General features: G+C 66.7%; 16 protein-coding genes. 4 read left to right on the top strand and 12 right to left on the bottom strand.

The features are described from left to right. Window positions 1-131 precede the first annotated feature (131 nt). Genes ACNF49_RS01915 through ACNF49_RS01885 form a run of 7 tightly spaced genes read right to left on the bottom strand, consistent with a single transcriptional unit; the run spans window position 132 to window position 4,806 of the window. Window positions 132-2,387, bottom strand: a complete 2,256-nt coding sequence (locus tag ACNF49_RS01915) for a cell division protein FtsK (RefSeq protein WP_482942618.1) — start codon at window positions 2,385-2,387, stop codon at window positions 132-134. After that, window positions 2,384-2,749: a hypothetical protein gene (locus ACNF49_RS01910; protein ID WP_482942617.1), complete on the bottom strand. Its 366-nt coding sequence runs from the start codon at window positions 2,747-2,749 to the stop codon at window positions 2,384-2,386. The genes ACNF49_RS01915 and ACNF49_RS01910 overlap by 4 nt, the downstream gene beginning before the upstream one ends. Beyond that, on the bottom strand, window positions 2,749-3,729 hold the full coding sequence (locus ACNF49_RS01905) for a DUF2637 domain-containing protein (protein WP_482942616.1): 981 nt from the start codon (window positions 3,727-3,729) through the stop codon (window positions 2,749-2,751). The genes ACNF49_RS01910 and ACNF49_RS01905 overlap by 1 nt, the downstream gene beginning before the upstream one ends. Next, the gene (locus tag ACNF49_RS01900; protein ID WP_482942615.1) at window positions 3,726-3,920 is read right to left on the bottom strand and encodes a hypothetical protein; all 195 of its coding nucleotides are present in this window, start codon (window positions 3,918-3,920) and stop codon (window positions 3,726-3,728) included. Before ACNF49_RS01900 ends, ACNF49_RS01905 begins: the two co-directional genes overlap by 4 nt. After that, window positions 3,917-4,291: an RRQRL motif-containing zinc-binding protein gene (locus tag ACNF49_RS01895; protein WP_482942614.1), complete on the bottom strand. Its 375-nt coding sequence runs from the start codon at window positions 4,289-4,291 to the stop codon at window positions 3,917-3,919. Before ACNF49_RS01895 ends, ACNF49_RS01900 begins: the two co-directional genes overlap by 4 nt. Continuing rightward, window positions 4,292-4,621, bottom strand: a complete 330-nt coding sequence (locus ACNF49_RS01890) for a WhiB family transcriptional regulator (RefSeq protein ID WP_482942613.1) — start codon at window positions 4,619-4,621, stop codon at window positions 4,292-4,294. It lies immediately after the preceding gene. A 17-nt stretch (window positions 4,622-4,638) separates the two neighbouring features. Further along, window positions 4,639-4,806, bottom strand: a complete 168-nt coding sequence (locus ACNF49_RS01885) for a hypothetical protein (RefSeq protein WP_357966596.1) — start codon at window positions 4,804-4,806, stop codon at window positions 4,639-4,641. A gap of 324 nt (window positions 4,807-5,130) precedes the next feature. Between ACNF49_RS01885 and ACNF49_RS01880 the strand changes: the two genes are divergently transcribed. Then, entirely contained in the window at window positions 5,131-6,504 is a 1,374-nt protein-coding gene (locus tag ACNF49_RS01880) for an NsdA family TPR-like regulatory protein (RefSeq protein WP_482945711.1), read from the top strand. Window positions 6,505-6,549: 45 nt separating this feature from the next. Here the strand turns inward: ACNF49_RS01880 and ACNF49_RS01875 are convergent, their stop codons facing one another. From ACNF49_RS01875 to ACNF49_RS01855, 5 genes are all read right to left on the bottom strand, one after another. Continuing rightward, the gene (locus ACNF49_RS01875; protein ID WP_237104576.1) at window positions 6,550-7,131 is read right to left on the bottom strand and encodes a DinB family protein; all 582 of its coding nucleotides are present in this window, start codon (window positions 7,129-7,131) and stop codon (window positions 6,550-6,552) included. Between the two features lie 42 nt (window positions 7,132-7,173). Beyond that, entirely contained in the window at window positions 7,174-7,935 is a 762-nt protein-coding gene (locus ACNF49_RS01870) for a hypothetical protein (RefSeq protein ID WP_482942612.1), read from the bottom strand. Between the two features lie 217 nt (window positions 7,936-8,152). Further along, window positions 8,153-9,061, bottom strand: coding sequence for a phosphotransferase family protein (locus ACNF49_RS01865; protein ID WP_482942611.1), 909 nt, complete (start codon window positions 9,059-9,061; stop codon window positions 8,153-8,155). Then, the gene (locus ACNF49_RS01860; protein ID WP_482942610.1) at window positions 9,058-9,747 is read right to left on the bottom strand and encodes a GntR family transcriptional regulator; all 690 of its coding nucleotides are present in this window, start codon (window positions 9,745-9,747) and stop codon (window positions 9,058-9,060) included. Before ACNF49_RS01860 ends, ACNF49_RS01865 begins: the two co-directional genes overlap by 4 nt. A gap of 882 nt (window positions 9,748-10,629) precedes the next feature. Further along, window positions 10,630-11,028 carry a hypothetical protein gene (locus ACNF49_RS01855; protein WP_482942609.1) on the bottom strand — a complete coding sequence of 133 codons (399 nt, stop codon included), beginning with the start codon at window positions 11,026-11,028 and terminating at the stop codon, window positions 10,630-10,632. Window positions 11,029-11,129: 101 nt separating this feature from the next. On the opposite strand from ACNF49_RS01855, the gene ACNF49_RS01850 reads away from it, so the two are divergent. From ACNF49_RS01850 to ACNF49_RS01840, 3 genes are all read left to right on the top strand, one after another. After that, window positions 11,130-12,386 carry a helix-turn-helix domain-containing protein gene (locus tag ACNF49_RS01850; RefSeq protein WP_482942608.1) on the top strand — a complete coding sequence of 419 codons (1,257 nt, stop codon included), beginning with the start codon at window positions 11,130-11,132 and terminating at the stop codon, window positions 12,384-12,386. After that, entirely contained in the window at window positions 12,383-13,015 is a 633-nt protein-coding gene (locus ACNF49_RS01845; protein ID WP_482942607.1) for a 2'-5' RNA ligase family protein, read from the top strand. The genes ACNF49_RS01850 and ACNF49_RS01845 overlap by 4 nt, the downstream gene beginning before the upstream one ends. 428 nt (window positions 13,016-13,443) lie before the next feature. Next, the gene (locus ACNF49_RS01840) at window positions 13,444-15,024 is read left to right on the top strand and encodes an ApeA N-terminal domain 1-containing protein (RefSeq protein ID WP_482942606.1); all 1,581 of its coding nucleotides are present in this window, start codon (window positions 13,444-13,446) and stop codon (window positions 15,022-15,024) included. Window positions 15,025-15,043: the final 19 nt, after the last annotated feature.

Genomic DNA, 15,043 nt, shown 5'->3' with positions numbered 1-15,043 from the left:
CAGGGCCGAATTTAGGGTTTCCGCAGGTCAGGCTCTAGGCGCTAGAGCCCAGATAGAACACGGTTTCGGGCTCTAGGGGAGCCTCTAGACCTAGAGGGATGCGCCTCTAGGTCTAGAGGCGAGCGGGCGAGCTACGACGCCTTGCCCTTGTCACGCAGGGTGATGGCCGTGGTGAGGTCCTCGCGGGCGATGCCGATGCGGTTGGCGCCCCTGCCGCCGCCTTCCGGAGTGCCCCAGACCTGCATGGTGCGGACGCCGTACGGCTTGAGCGTGGTGGTGAGCTGGGCGGTCTTCGCCCCGCCTTCCAGGGCCGCCCATGCGCCGTAGATGTCCGGCCGGAGTTCGGCCAGGCGGTCCACGACGACCTCGTTCCAGACCTTGGCCTCGGACGGCGGGACCACAGCGAGGATGTCTGCCAGCAGGTCGAAGGTCGGCGCGGACTGCTCGGGCGTCTCGCCGAGGGCGTAGCCGGTGAGCGTGCCTGCCGTCTTCCGCAGTGCGTAGGCGCGGTCGGCGATGAGCTGGGTCTCCGGGGTGTTGAGGTAGGCGGCCTTGACGACCTTGGGCATCGGTGTCGCGCCGACCAGGTAGCCGGTGCCGGCGTCCTTCTCCGGGACGAAGACGGTGGCGCGGATGCCGTTCTTGTAGGCCGAGGTGCCGAGGATCATGTCGTTCTCAAGCTGGCCGGCGACCCGCAGGCAGAAGCGGATGGAGACGTTGGCGGAGATGCCGGTGGGCAGGCTGTCGCGGTCCGGACGCTGGGTAGCCAGGATCAGGACGACGCCCAGGGCACGGCCGAGCTTGATGATGAACTCGGCGTCATCGCCCGCCCTGTCGCCGTACTCGGGGTGGGCGAACAGGTTCTGGCACTCGTCGATGATGCAGACCAGCGGATGCAGGCCCAGTGAGCGCTTGTCGGCGATCTGCCGGGTGACGCGCTTGTCCGGGCACAGGTCCGCGGGCAGGGCCTTGAGCGCGGCCGAGCGGCGCATGACCTCCTTGCGCAGCAGGGTCAGGGAGTCGGCGGCGTAGGCGATGGCCTCGTCCTCGATGCCGGAGACGTAGCGGTGGCAGACCTTGTCGTACGGGTCCAGGTCGCCGGTGCCCTTGAGCTCGTGGAACCACGCCTCGACTGTGGGGTCGAGCACGATGCCGGCGGCCAGCTCGCGGATGGACGAGGTCTTGCCCTGGCCAGGCTGGGAGCCGATCAGCACGTTGTGCTGGATGAGCGGCACGGTGACCAGGCGTCCGCGTGGGTCGTTGCCGAACGGGACGCCCTTGAACACGTCGTGCGAGCCGGCCCGCTTGAGCGGGGATCGCACGATGGTCTTGGACAGGTCCTTGTCGCCTACCCACAGGATCAGCCGTCCCTCGTGAACGGAGGGGTCGCCCTCCGGCCAGATGCAGCCGAGTGGGCGGCGCAGCGCGCCGGACAGTTGCTTCCGCCTGTCCAGCACGTCGGCCACGGTCACGCCGTACGGCAGGTCGATGTCGGCGCGCCAGCCGGGGCCGTCGCGGGTGATCGGGGCAACGAAACGGATGGCGTCCTTGGGGTTCTTGGAGAGGGCCTGCGTGATGCCGGCGATGCCGAGCACGCTCAGCGCGCGGACCACGATGTCACTGGTCAGCTTCTCCACCTCTGACGCCATGACGGCCCGGTTGATGAGCGGTCGGTCGGCGGGCTTGCCGAGGAGTCCCAGCAGGGCCATGGCCACGGCGAGCGCTCCCCAGCGGGCGGCGGACGGCTCGTTGGCCGCGACGATGGCCAGGACCAGCAGCGCGATCAGGATCGTCCCGGTGATCCAGACCCGAAGCCGCACACGTGAGTCTCGTTGCCTGCTCAGCTTCAGGTACCCCTCGTAGTCGGATTTGCGGACGGCCGCCACGCGTGCGGGCTCGCCCTCCAGGTCGAACGTCCACCGCGCCATGCCGTTCACCAGGCGGACGAAGCCACGCGGGGCGCGGGCGGTCAGTCGTCCGGCGTAGAGCGGGGCGCGGAGGGTCTGGTAGCAGGCAACGTGCAGATAGTGGAGGCTCGCCCAGCGGATGGTCTCGACGGCTTCGGAGCGGGAGCGCAGCCACAGCGGGATGATCGGCTGTCGGGTGGTCGCCTTCCGTTCCAGGCTCGCCCGCCAGTCGGTCCGGGTCGGACCGGGCTGGTCCACTCGGACGATCTCGCCGTCTAGGACCGGTCCGTCCGCGTCGTTCTGCGCGGACTTCTTCGGCTCCGATTGGGAGCGGTCGGGGTGGCGTCCGGACCGGGCGGCGTCGAGGTCGACGATGTCGGCCCCCTTGCCGTCCTGGCGGTCCGGGGTCGGTTCGTCGGACCGGTCTGGAGTGTCGTCATTGTTGGGGTGGTGGTTGGGGTCGTCCGGTCGGTGAGTCATGATGAAGGCACCTCTGCTGCCTGATGGGTGGTGGGGTCCTGGGGCGCGGTCGTTGTCTTGGCGGATGAGGCCGCGCCCCATGTGACGGTCAGGGACGATGTGCGGTCGGACCGCGATTCGTCCGGGCGGTCGGTGGGTCTGTGGTCAGCGGTCGGCGAGTGCGGTCCGACCGTTTGGGCGATGTCGAGTTCGGTCGGCAGGGTCAGGGCGAGCAGTTCGGTCAGGAGCATGGCGGTGGTGGCTTCGTCGCGGTCGAAGAGGCGTCCGGGGTAGCCGGTGACGGTCCATCCGCCTGCTCCGAGTTCGGCGATGTTCAGGCACCGGTCGGAGCTGATCCGGGTGTCAGTGACGGTCAGGCTCATCAGGCGGCCTCACCTTCGGGTACGGGGCCTTCTGCTTTGAGCTGGGCCAGGAGTGCCCCTGCGCGGTCGGTCGAGATGCTCTGGCCGCGGTTGCGGATGGCGTCGCGGAGGCGGTCACGGGTGAGGGGCTCGCCCTGTGAGATCAGGTCGGCGGCGATGTGCCGTCCCAGTGGCAGGAGGTCTCCTACGTTCGGTGGTGTCGTGTTCTCGGGCCGCTTGGGTCCACGGCCATGTCGCCTTGGAGCAGTCGGCGGTAGAGCGATGCTGGGAGCCTCCAGTTCCGGGAGTGGCGCGGCCGGCAGTTGCATGTGCTTGGGCGTGAGTTCGCCGAGGCGGTACAGGGCTCGCTCGCGACGGGTGGCCTTCCACCGCCACAGCAGCCCGTACCGGTCCTGAAGCTCGGTCCGGGCCAGGATGCGTTCGCGCTCCCTGCCGAGGGCTTCCGGGTAGCTGCGGATCTCCCAGAGCACCATGCGGCGCCAGAGGGAGACCGTCGCCAGCGGGGCGAGTAGCCAGCGTGAGCGGCGGATGCCGTCCATGTGGTCCGGTCTGGCCAGCTCGGCATGCTTGCGGACGACGTGGGCGCCGACCTCGATGGCGATGACCCACAGGAGCGGCAGCAGGGCGTGCGCGACGACGGCGAACCAGTCCGTCGGTCCTGGCATGGTGAGGTAGGCGGCCACGTTGAGATAGACCGTCGCGGCGGTCAGGGCCCATGGGATGAAGCGGAGCCAGCCCAGGCGCATGCCGAGACGGGCAAGGACGATGTCGAGCGCCGAGAACGCCGCGATCCCCAGGTCGATGCCGAGTGGAACGGTCCAGGCGAACCACCCGAACGAGGGCTCGGCCGCCGTGGCGACGCGCTCGAAGCTGTTGACGAAGCCCAGGAGCCCGAGGGCGCCGGTGACGGCTGCGGTGGTGGAGATGGCGGTACGTTCGCCCTCGGTCAACGGCCGGGACGTGGCCTCGTAGGCGGTCATCGCGTGTCCTTCCTGTCGGTGGTTCGTGGGCGGCGTTCGCGGGTGGGGCGTTCGCTGCGGCTCATGCCGCGCTTGCGGTCGGCCTCCAGCCATCCGTCGCGTCCGGCTTCCGGCTGGTAGAGGCTCGGGAGCTTCTCGCCGTGGACGGTGAGGCCGGGACGCCCGGAGGTGTCGAGGATGCGGCGGCTCACGCGGCTGCCTCCTCCGCGCAGTCGAGGCACACGCCGAGGTGGCGCGGCAGCACGTAGCCGACGTCGATCAGGCACTCCGGGCACGTCCGGCTGGTCGTGGAGATGTCGGTACGTCGGCGCGGGCTCGGGGTGCGCTTCGGCAGGGCGAACCGCACGTCGTACAGGGAGACGGCCCGAACGCGAGGCGGGCCGGGACGCCGGCCGCGCCACAGGGCCTGGGCCTGCGCGCCTTGAGGGCCAGGGCGCAGTCCCTGGGCGGCGAGCTGGTGGAGCGTGAGCAGGTGCCGCGGGACCAGGTGCCGTGGGTAGGTGGGAATGCCGTACCGGGCGCCGGACGGGTCCCAGAAGCGGGTGCGGATGCGGCTGGCCATTCAGGCCACCTCCATGTCTGCCAGGTCGGTGGTGTAGGTGGTCAGGGCGGCGGCCGGCAGGCCGGCCCAGATGCCCGAGGTCGGGCGGGTGCGCCTCGCGTACTGTTCGCACAGCGACAGGGCGGGGCAGGTGGCGCAGACCTCGCGGGCGACCGCCTCGCGGGCGGCGCGCTCCTCGGTGCTCTCGATGGTGAGCCGCGGTCCGGTGTGCAGCTCGGGGTCGTACGTGCACTCGGGGAGCGGTGTCCCGCCGTCGGTCTGCCAGGTGGCTTCGATCTCGGCGAGCGACATGCGAGCCGGGTGGATGGGGCGGTTCGGGTTCTGAGTCACGGCGTCTCTTTCTGCGATCACTTGTTGACGGTGTGGACGAACCGGGCGAAGGACTCCGAAGCACTCATGACCAGGTGAGCGGCGGCCTTGACGATGGTCGCCGCGCCCTCCGGGTCCTTCAGGGCGTAGAGCGCGGCGCAGATCGTCAGAACGGTCGGGAGCACTTTGCGCGGACGGATGAGCATGACGAGACCTCTCGGTTCGAGGACCTGTCGAGCAGGTCCTAAGAGACATAGAACATGTATAGCTACGGAGAGTCAAGCATGAGGGACTGCTTGTGTTGGAGTCCCGCGGTGCTTGGCTCGCCCGCTCTTGCTGACTCAAGCCTTCCTCGCCGGGCGCCGCCCCAACACTGTGCTCATGATCGGGACTGAATGCACAGGGGGTGCTTTTTGGGGGTGATTCAAGCCCTGAGCAGGAGAAACGCGGGCCGGTATTTCTCGGGAAAGCGGGCGTTTAAGGCGGTGTTCGCGTCATGATTGCCGAGGCGTGCACATGTGGAGGTGAAGATGTCTCGAATGCCCAATGTGGGGCTTGCTGATGCGATGCGGCGTGCCGATTGTTCTAATTCGGGACTTGCTTCACGAGTGCGACAGATTGCGCAAGAAGAAGGCGTAACCCTGAGTTGTACGCACGTGGACGTCAAACGCTGGCTCGACGGGGTGAAGCCGCGGCCTGCCACCGCGCGCTTCATAGCGGAAGCGCTCAGCAGGAAGGCCGGCGTCACCTTCACACTGGACGACATCGGGTTCGCCAGCGTCGTGACTCCGGAGACGCTGGAACGCACGCTGGCTCATGGCGGCGGCATCTCCGACGTGGGAAGCCGACTGCTGGGCCTGACGCGGCGCGACCTCGCAGACGATCCGGTGGCGCTTCAGTCGGTGGTCGTCCCGGACGCCTGGAACGAGTCCCTTATCGCGTGGCTCCTGTCGAGGCCGGAGCCGGTGCTGGTACGGGAGCACGCGCGACCGTCTGTCGGCCCGTGGGACGTGCAGACCATTCGCGCCACCACAGAGCTGTTCGCGAGCATGGGTTTTCAATTCGGGGGCGGACATGCGCGTTCCGCGCTCGTCCAGTATTACCACCGAGAAGTCGTTCCCATGCTCGACGGTAAATTCGAGGAGTCGGTAGGGCGGGCGTTGTACGCGGCGGCGGCCGAAATCACGGAGTTGGTCGCATGGACGGCGTACGACCTCGGCCGACACGGGCTCGCGCAACGCTATTTCCTGCAAGGGCTGCGCCTCGCTCAGGTGTCCGGAGATCGCATGCTGGGCGGCCTGATCCTGGCCGACATGAGCCATCAGGCGAATTATCTGGGCCGATACGATCAGGCCATCCAGCTCGCGCGTGCGGCGCAGGAGGGCTGCCGTAACGCATCTACTGCGACGCCCATGGCCTTGTTCTTCGCCATGGAGGCCCGCGCGCACGCCGGGAACGGCGATGAGGCCGCCTGCGCGCGAGCCCTGCTTGAGGCGGAGAAATGGTTCGCCAAGCGCAACGTGGACGATGACCCCTCGTGGGTCGGGTACTTCGACGCCGCCGAACTGGCCAGCGAGGGCGCGCATTGTTACCGCGACCTTCGCAAGCCGTCCCGGGCGATGGAGTTCGTCGGCCAGGCGGTCGGGCTCTGCGATCCGATGTACGTGCGGACCCTCGCCTTCGACCGGCTGGTCCAGGCGGCGAGCTACGTGCACATGGGCGACCCGTCGCAGGCCGCGGCCGTCGCGCTGGAGGCCATCGACCTCGCCGGGCCGCTCAAGTCGGAGCGCTATCTCCGGTACATCCGAGACCTGCAAGCAGACCTGAAGGCGTACGCGGACGATGGTTCGGTGGCGGAGTTCAACGCCGTCGTCGCCCGGAAGTATTCGTCGCAGAGCGATTAGTGCGGTGACCGCTAACGTTCACCGGGTTCAGTGACCTGCGGCCGGTCAGTCGTCGTTGACCAGCCACTGCCGTCCGTCGATCAGCTCCCGGACCGCGTCGAGCTGTCCGGCGTGCGTCGCAGTGTCGACGATCACGTGCATCAGCACTTCGCGCAAAGACCCCAGCCGCCATGACCCCGAACCGAACATCTTCGTCGGCCACCAGGCCGGCACGGCATCGATCGCCGTCGCCCCGATGACCATGTTCGACTGCTCGATCGTCCGTCGATACCGCGCGAGCACGTCCGCACCGGAGAACTCCTCGGGGACCTTCCAACCGAACTCGCCGACCACGAGCGTGTCGATGACCTGGCGATCGGCGGTCATCGCGCCGCGAAACCAAAGCGCCTCGGACCAGGTCAAATGGTGCACCAGGTCGCGGGGCGACCAACCGGACGGCAGCACCACCTGGCGTAGTTGCTCCTCGCCAAGGCCGTCCAGGATGCCCAGGACGTGCTTGCGCTGCGAGTCCAGGTAACCGACCAGTGTTTCGCGCTCCACGGCCTTGCCCTCCCCGCGATATTTGCCGACGTCAGACCATACAACAACGAGATCAGCAACCGCGTGGATCAACGTGAGCGCGGTCAAGCCGGTGCGTTGTCCACCCGGTGAACGTTCATGGTCACCGCATTAGCTGTCGTACCCGTGGCGAGGTGGCCGGCCGTATCTCCACAGGAGGTAACCGAGCGGCAGCACGAGCACCAGCAGCCGAACAGGGGCATCGCGGAGGCCGTCGAACTGGAGTTGGTGCAGCAGGCCGGCGCGCAGGGATTCGTCCCCGGTGAGGAGAGGGGCGAGGCCCACCAGCCCGTACACCACCAGGGCGTCCATGACGGTCGTCAACGCGCGTCGCCCAGAGATCGGCAGCGCGGGGGAGTTCGATGCGAGCAGCACCAGCAGGGCAGCCGCCAGCAGGCACAACTCCCAGAGTCCCCAGCCGCCGGACAGAGCCTCGAACCAGTCCGGGGTGAACATGGGCAGTGAGCCCGAGCAGAAGCCGTCCCCCTGGTAGTCGGCCGAGAGCGGCCGAGCGAGCGCGATCAGCAGCAGCGCCCAGGCAGCACGCGGTCCCGCCGTCGCCGAATGCCGCCGCATCAGGGCGACCAGCACGACCAGCACGGGCACGGCCCAGGTCGTCGCGAGTTCGGTGAGGGTGGCGAGGTCGTCGCGCAGCGGTAGGAACGGCGAGTGGTCGATCGCGTCGTACGGACGTACGCAGCTCACTACGCCCTCGGTGAAGCCTTCGTAGTGCAACTGCGCGAGGTACTGCTCGGGCACGTCGGCGACCGTGAACAGGGAGGACCAGTCGAAGCTGGTCTTCCAGGTGTCCCAGGTGGGGTAGGCCGCAGCGGCGAGGGCCGCCAGCCAGGCTAACGGGGCTGAGGGTGACACGTCAGAGGCTCCTTCTGCTTCTGGCGCACCCTATCGGTGATCTTGAGCGATATGAGCTGAGGCTGTTGCAGAGGGGCATTCCGTCCCTGCGACTGACAGCCGTCACAACATGTCGGATGCGGCACGTGAGCCCCGGACATCGACCTTGATTTTCGAGTAAGTGGCACCCGTACTGCGCGCCTGCGGGGCGGTCATCTCCCGGCCCAGGACATCGACTTTAGAAAGCACGCCAGCGGCGAGGTGCGTCGGGATTCCGTAGCGAGTTCATGCGATTGCGGAACTCCCGGGCTATGGCCGCGTCTTCGTTGACGTTCTGCATGAGCCACGTCGTCATTTTCAGCTCATTGATGTCTCTGAGCACCGGGTAGCCTTCCCAGGCCAGAACATCGAATCCGTACCGCTCCGCGAACCGGTCATATTCGGTGCGCGTTCCCCAGCCGACGGTGTGCTCGATGGCCGTGACAGCGAGGTCCGTCTCCGGTGGGCCGAATGCGAAGCGCTCGAAGTCGATGAGCAGGACCCTTCCGTCGACGGTTCTGATGAGATTCTCGTTGTGCGCGTCCCCATGAACTGCGCACGGCGTGAGAGGGAAGGCCAGCTCGTCGTACGCGCATTGCAGCTCGTGTCGCCGTGTCAGCAGGAACTCTCGATCCTCGTCGGTGAGGACGGACGCCGCGTTGATGCGTTCGGAGACGCGGCTGAGGATGTCCATCGCCGGCAGCTCCAGGTCGGCGGGGACGGCCAGGCCGTGGAGTTCGCGCAGGACGCCGGCCAGGTCGTCGAGGGTCGCGGGCGAGCCGCTGTCGGGGATGAGGTGCCAGAGCGTTACCGGGTGACCTCTGACGATGAGTGGTTGATCGTGGGCCGTCGTTCTCGCCGCCGGTATCCCGGAGTCGTTCAGCCAGGCCGAGACGGCTACTTCCTTGTGTACGTCGTCCAGCACCTCGACGCTGCGCGCGATCCTCACGACCACCTGCTCGGCGGGGAGTGCGAACAGAGCGTTCTCGCCGAGGCGGATCAGGCGGGCGTCCTGGCTGGCCAGTCCTGCGCTCTCGCAGGTCTCGTGCAGGGTCGCCAGTGCTTCGGTGGTGGTGAAGGGGATCGAGGGCGTCTGGGATACGGTCACGTGTCACCTTCGGCTCGTGATTTGACGACGCGGCCCATGCCGGGCCTTTTCTCGATGACTCCTTCCGCTTCCAGCAGCGCGAAGGCGCGCCTGATGGTGATGCGGCCGACGCCGCGCTCTTGGGCGAGTGCGTTCTCTCCGGGCAGGACGGACCCCACAGCGAGCTTGCCTGTGGAGATGTCCTGCCGGAACTCGGCGGCGACCGCGTCGGCTCGGGTTTGCGCGTGCTCGGGGCCGCCGACGAACCAGCCCTTGCCGTGGACGGCTGTGATGAGCCGTTCGCCGGCCAGGAGTTGCAGCGCCTGGCGGGCCGTGCCCTTCGACACCCCGAACTCCTCCGCTGTTGCGGCCTCTCCGGGCAACTGCTGGCCAGGCACCAGCTCGCCGTTCTCGATGCGCCCTCGGAGCGTCTCGGCGATCGACTCGTACTGTGTTGTTGCTGCCCGCGGGGCTGTGGGGTCCTCGCTCTTAACGCGCCGGCCACGGCCGGTCTCGCTGGCCACCAGCCCCGAGCGTTCCAGCTCGGCGACCGCCTGACGGACGGTTCCTCTCGCCACGCCGTACGTGCTGGCGAGGGTGGATTCGGAGGGCAGCATCGCACCGGCTGGCAGATCACCCTGGAGGATGCGATTGCGGATGTCGTCTGCAATTCGGACGTAGATACGGGCGTCCTTCGCCTTGCTCATCGCGCTCCCTCGCCGAGGCACAGTGTCTCTAGGGTAGGGCGGGGGACATGGCCACTGGCGAAGCTTCGCAGACCATGTCTCCCCTTGGTCTTCCCTACGCGCGGCGAGGGGACGCCGTACGGAACCAGCTTGTTCACGCTGGTGACAGGCGTCGATCTTGGCGGGCTTGCCGCGGAATCCGCAGAATTCTCCATCCCAGCATCCAAGCCCATGCCCCCTCGCTGGCCATCGCGGCCACGGCGGCTCGCACTTTGCCGCGGAACACCGCAGATTGGATCAGCTCTCTTGTTCCAAGGGAGTTGCTCTGGTGGCGGTTCACGTGGCCTTCCCCGGAACTGCCCGGCCACGCTGCTTGGGACGAGCAGCCATCCGAGCCCGCACCTTCCGCTTGTGCTCGTCCTCGTGAAGGATGAGCAGCGCCTCCCAGACGGACCGTGCATGCCGGTACAACCCCCTGGCCGTCTCCTCGTACTGGCCTGTAGAGGTGCGCCGGAGGATCAGGAACTGTCCGCCCTGGCAGGCCCACTCAAGAGCACCGCAACATGAGGTCTCCGTGATCCGGATGCGGTCCCTCGGAGGACGCAGGTACGGCTCCCACTCAGGTACGGGCTCGTCAGGAGGCTGGGTCATGCTCCGGTTCCCCTGCGCCGTACTGCCTCACGTACCGGTAGACCTTGCGACGGCTCCGCTGCCAGGTGCACCTGTAGGCGAGCTGCAGAGGTGAGTCAGCGACCAGCTCCCGCAGGACGCCGTAGGCGACTTCGCCGGCCGTCAGCTTGGGCAGCGGCCTGGCATGCCATAGACCTGTGGCGTCGCACCAGACGTAGAAGCGCCTGTACGCACCGCGCAGATCAAGCTCACATGCCTGCTCAAGCGTCGACGTCATGCCGGCCGCCCCTGCAGTTGGCGAGCCGGATGGATGTGCGGAGGTCCTGCAGCGTTCTCGACGTTGCCGATCAGAGTCGACTGCCAGACCAAGGCCGCCGCGAGTGCGATCGCGTCCTCGCACCTGACGATGCGCATCACCCCCTCCGCCACCAGCTCGATGGTCAGAGACCGGTTCGGCACGGCGGTCCACCACAGCCTCTCCGTGGAGTCGAGCTCCAGGGAGATGTCCCACGCCGGATAGGTGCCGCGCAGTACGGAGAGCTGGCGGTCCCGCAAGTCCTGTATGAGCGCCGCCAGTGCGGAGGCTTGCCGAACGCTCTGAGCAGTGGCCCTCAGCAGCTCGTCCAGCCCGGCTTTGGTGTCGGCGTCTAGGTGATTCGTGTCCCAGTACACGAATCCATCACAACGCTGAGTAACGACGCGTAGACAGATGTGATTGGGGGACACTGGGGGCGGCGACCGTGTCCCCCAACTCGGTGGTGAGGTGCGACGGCATGCTGGAACAGCCCAGAACTCCCCGGTGGGCCGAACGCATTCGCGATGAGCGACGTCAGCGCGGCTGGTCACAGAAGCAACTGGCCAGACACCTGTTCCAGGCGGCGGGCGAGGAGATCGCCTTGCCCGAGTTCGAGTCGGTGGTCCGCAGGATCAAAGACCACGAAGCGGGCAACAGCCGCCCGAAGGACCCCTACCCCTTGCTGTACTGCCGCGTGTTCGGCATGGACGAGGCCGTTCTCTTCGACCATGACGGCGAGCTGGTGGGGACGCTCTCGACGAGCGGTGGCCTGATCGAGCACACGGCCTGGATCGAGCAGACCAACGTCGGCAACAGCACCATCGCCATGATTGACGAGACCCGCTACCACCTGACGCAGCGCCATACCCAGACCGCACCCGCGCCACTGCTCGCCGATGTGCTGCGCCTGCACCGGCGAGTGCTGGCGCTCCTGCGGGGTGGCAAGCAGCGGCTTCACCAGACGCGTGAGCTGTACCGGATCGACGCCGAACTCCTCGCCCACGCCTGCATCCTGCTGGGCGACCTGTACGACGACGAATCAGCCATCGTCCACGGCAGGGCCGCTCTCCTGTCCGCGCAAGAGGCCGGCGCGAGTGAGGCGGCGGCATTGAGCGCCCAGGCCAAGACCGAGCGGTGGCGATGCCGGTACGCGGTTTCTGCCGACGCGGCCAGACGCGGCTACGAATGCAGCCCGCCCACACCCCTGCGGGTACTCCTCGCCAGCCAGGAAGCGAACGCCGCGAGCCTGCTCGGCGACTTCGACCGAGCCCGAGCAGCCCTTCACCGAGCGGACGAGGCAGCCGGTGCCGTGGCCGGCGACTCCGGCGTGACGCCCTGGTCGTGCCCAGCACCCAGGCGGGCGCTGTACGCCCTGTCGGTGGCACTCCAAGCGAGCGACCATGCCGCAGCACTGCAGGCGGCAGCGGCGGCCGACGACGCATGGGCCAACGGCGCTCCCTGGGTGGCTGGCACCTGGGCACAAGTCCGCTTCGGCGCCGGAATCGCGTACGTGATGATGGAGGACCTGGACGCCGCCGCCGAACAGGTGACGCCAGCCCTGTCCCTACCGCCCGAACACCGCCTGTCCACGATCACCAACTACCTGGTGCGGATGGATGCTCGATTGGCCGCCCCTCGCTTCCGCGGCTCGGATATGGTGACCACGCTGCGCGAGCAGATCAAGACGTTCAACTCCGCTCGGGCTCTGCCCGCCCCTGTCGAGGAGGATGCGTGAGCCCGTTGCCGACGCGGATGGTGAACCGCTGGGAGAAGCGACGAGCGCTCATGCTGCCGCCAGGCCAGGGCCAGCTCTACTGGCACATCCTCCTGGGAGAGGACCCCGAAGCACGGGCCATCGTCCAAGAGGCTCACGACCGCCTGGCCGGCCTGCCCGGCCTCGATCTGGTGCCGCAGAAGTTCATCCACCTCACCACGTTGGTCGCCGGCTACTCGCATGAGATCACCGATCACCAGGTCAACGTGATGGAGGAGGAGGCTACGGCTCAACTCTCCCGGATCGCGTCCATCACTGTCTCCCTTGGGCGTGTGCTCTATCACCCAGAGGCGGTGGTCCTGGAGGCACGGCCCGCGGACCGTCTTCGACCCCTGCTGGAAGCAGCCAAGTTCGCCACACGGGCGGCCACTGGCCGTGATGGCGCTCTTGCTCATGCAGCATGGATACCGCACGTCACGGTTGCCTACAGCAGCGCTGATGGCCCAGCAGCTCCCATCATCGAGGCGCTCGGCAAGCAACTCCCCGAGCGAGACATAACCATCCGCAGCATGCATATCGTCAATCAGGATGGCCCGGAGACGGTTTGGGACTGGCGTCCCTTGGCGCAAGTTCGGCTTGGCGCCGCCTAAGACGTTGGTGCCTCTGCTTCTTCGGCAGGTTCGGATAGGATCATCAGGTGGAGTGACCGCCACCCAACCTTTCTGCGGATTTCTGCGGCGATCCGCTGGAGGTGTGATGAGTCATGGACAGCATCGTGGTATGACCATGACCTGCTACAGCGCCCTTCGCGCGGGTTTCGCGGATTCTGCGGGTTAGGGGGTTACCCCACGCCCTCCTCTACATCGCATGGTGCCTGCCAACCTGCGGTGAGCCACGAGGGCGGCACCGATGCTTCTGATGCTGTCCAGCCCTAGGCAACAGGTCCGATACCGAAGAAGTTCTAACGGGCGCGTGCCACGGCAGCGCTCAAACCGGTTGCACTCGCCACACTGCCTAGGGTTAGCGACGCCTCTTCACAGGCCGCGATCTTGGCACGTCTTTCGACCATTGTCCCTAAATGGGTGTTATGGAGCGGCCGCTCGCCGATACCGTGACTGGTGTGGTCCAAGAGAAGAACACGCGACGATCCGGTCGATTCTGGTTGCCGGAGTCCCGCGAAAGAACTGTGGGCGGATGGCTAGATCTCTCAGGGCGGCGGCCCCTTCTTTACCTGGCTGACCCACTTATCCCCGAGATGCGGGTGATGTCACGAGGAGTCTCGGCGGACGGTACCCCATACGTCATAAAGGAGCCGACTGACCAGATTCAGGCGAGCGACAATGTCGTGATCCAGGGCATGCTCAGGGGTCCGTCCCGGCGCGTGACGCTGGTTGGGGCTTCCAGCGCCGGGATGGAGCAGGTCATCGGCGGAGTGGTTCCCGACCTTGGAGAACAACGGTTCCGGGCTGAGTACATGCTCGTGGGTCCGCACCAGTCTGGCGCGGAGGCAACTTTCACCATGGCTCGGCTCCGGCTTAGGCATCTCGACTCTTGGGCGAACCTACCGGGAATCCAGTTGGACCTTGCTGAAGACTGGAGCCAAGTAGCCGCCCGATACGAAAGACACGAAGAAGAAGCCGTCAGGGTGGCGGACCGAGCCGAGCTGACTCTCGATGCGGTGATCACATTGAACGAGCCGGACGTTCACGGTGCTGGCTTCAAGCGCTCGGCCGAATTGAGGCTCCACGAGCCAGGGGGAAACACCGTTGACCAATGGTGGCGCCGCTTCGTTGCGCCCGTGACGGAGCTGCTGACCATGGCGGTCGGTGTTCCGTGCCCGCCCGTTGAGCTGAAGCTTTTTCGAGAGGATGACGGGGAGTGGGTGGACGTTACGCATCCGCTCCTGGTTGAACCGAGCGAAAGTCCCCTCCGCGCGTACGAAATTTTCCTCACCCGTGATGGGTTGACGCTCGACCATATCGGGCGGTGGCTAGAGGTCTGTGCGACGCTATCACCCATCCCCGCGCTCGTATCCGAGGCCGTGATCTCGCCCGGACGTCCCTTGCCTATTCAGCTGCTTGAGATGGCGGCCGCCGCTGAAGGGCTGCACCGCCGGCTGAGGCCAAGGGAGCGTGTCATAAGCCGCTCGAAGAAGGACAGAGCGCGTCGATGCGCGAGGGATGCCGTACCAGAAGAGCTGCGTACACGCGTGAATGAAGCGCTCATGCACATGGACGAACCGTCCTATGCAGAACGACTGAGGTATCTAACCGACCTCACTCGGGAAGCGATTCCGAACATTGCTGGTCTCAGTCCGATCGAAGGTGCCACAGGCCCCGAAACAAGATCCGAGTGGGAGCAGCGCATTAAGGATGTTCGCAATGGCTTCGCGCACCAGGTACCGCGGGGCGCCACTGCGGACGACAGGGATGAGTGGCGAGAGCAAGTGATCCTTCTGCGGACTCTCTACTGGGTTGTCTCCACAGCCTTGCTGCTTGAGACAGGCATCAAGGCTGCGCAGGTGCGAGCGAGAGCAGAGTCCTATCCTTCTCATCAAGATCTCTTGCGTCGAGCACGGAGTTGGATGCCTGTCATCTACGATCCTTCCACCGTGGTGAGGACCGCATCGGAACCATTACCTGCTGACCCGACCCAATAGACTCACCAGCTGCTCTTGC

This window comes from Actinomadura sp. ATCC 39365, from assembly GCF_054392275.1.
This window is presented reverse-complemented; position numbering and strand designations above follow the sequence as displayed.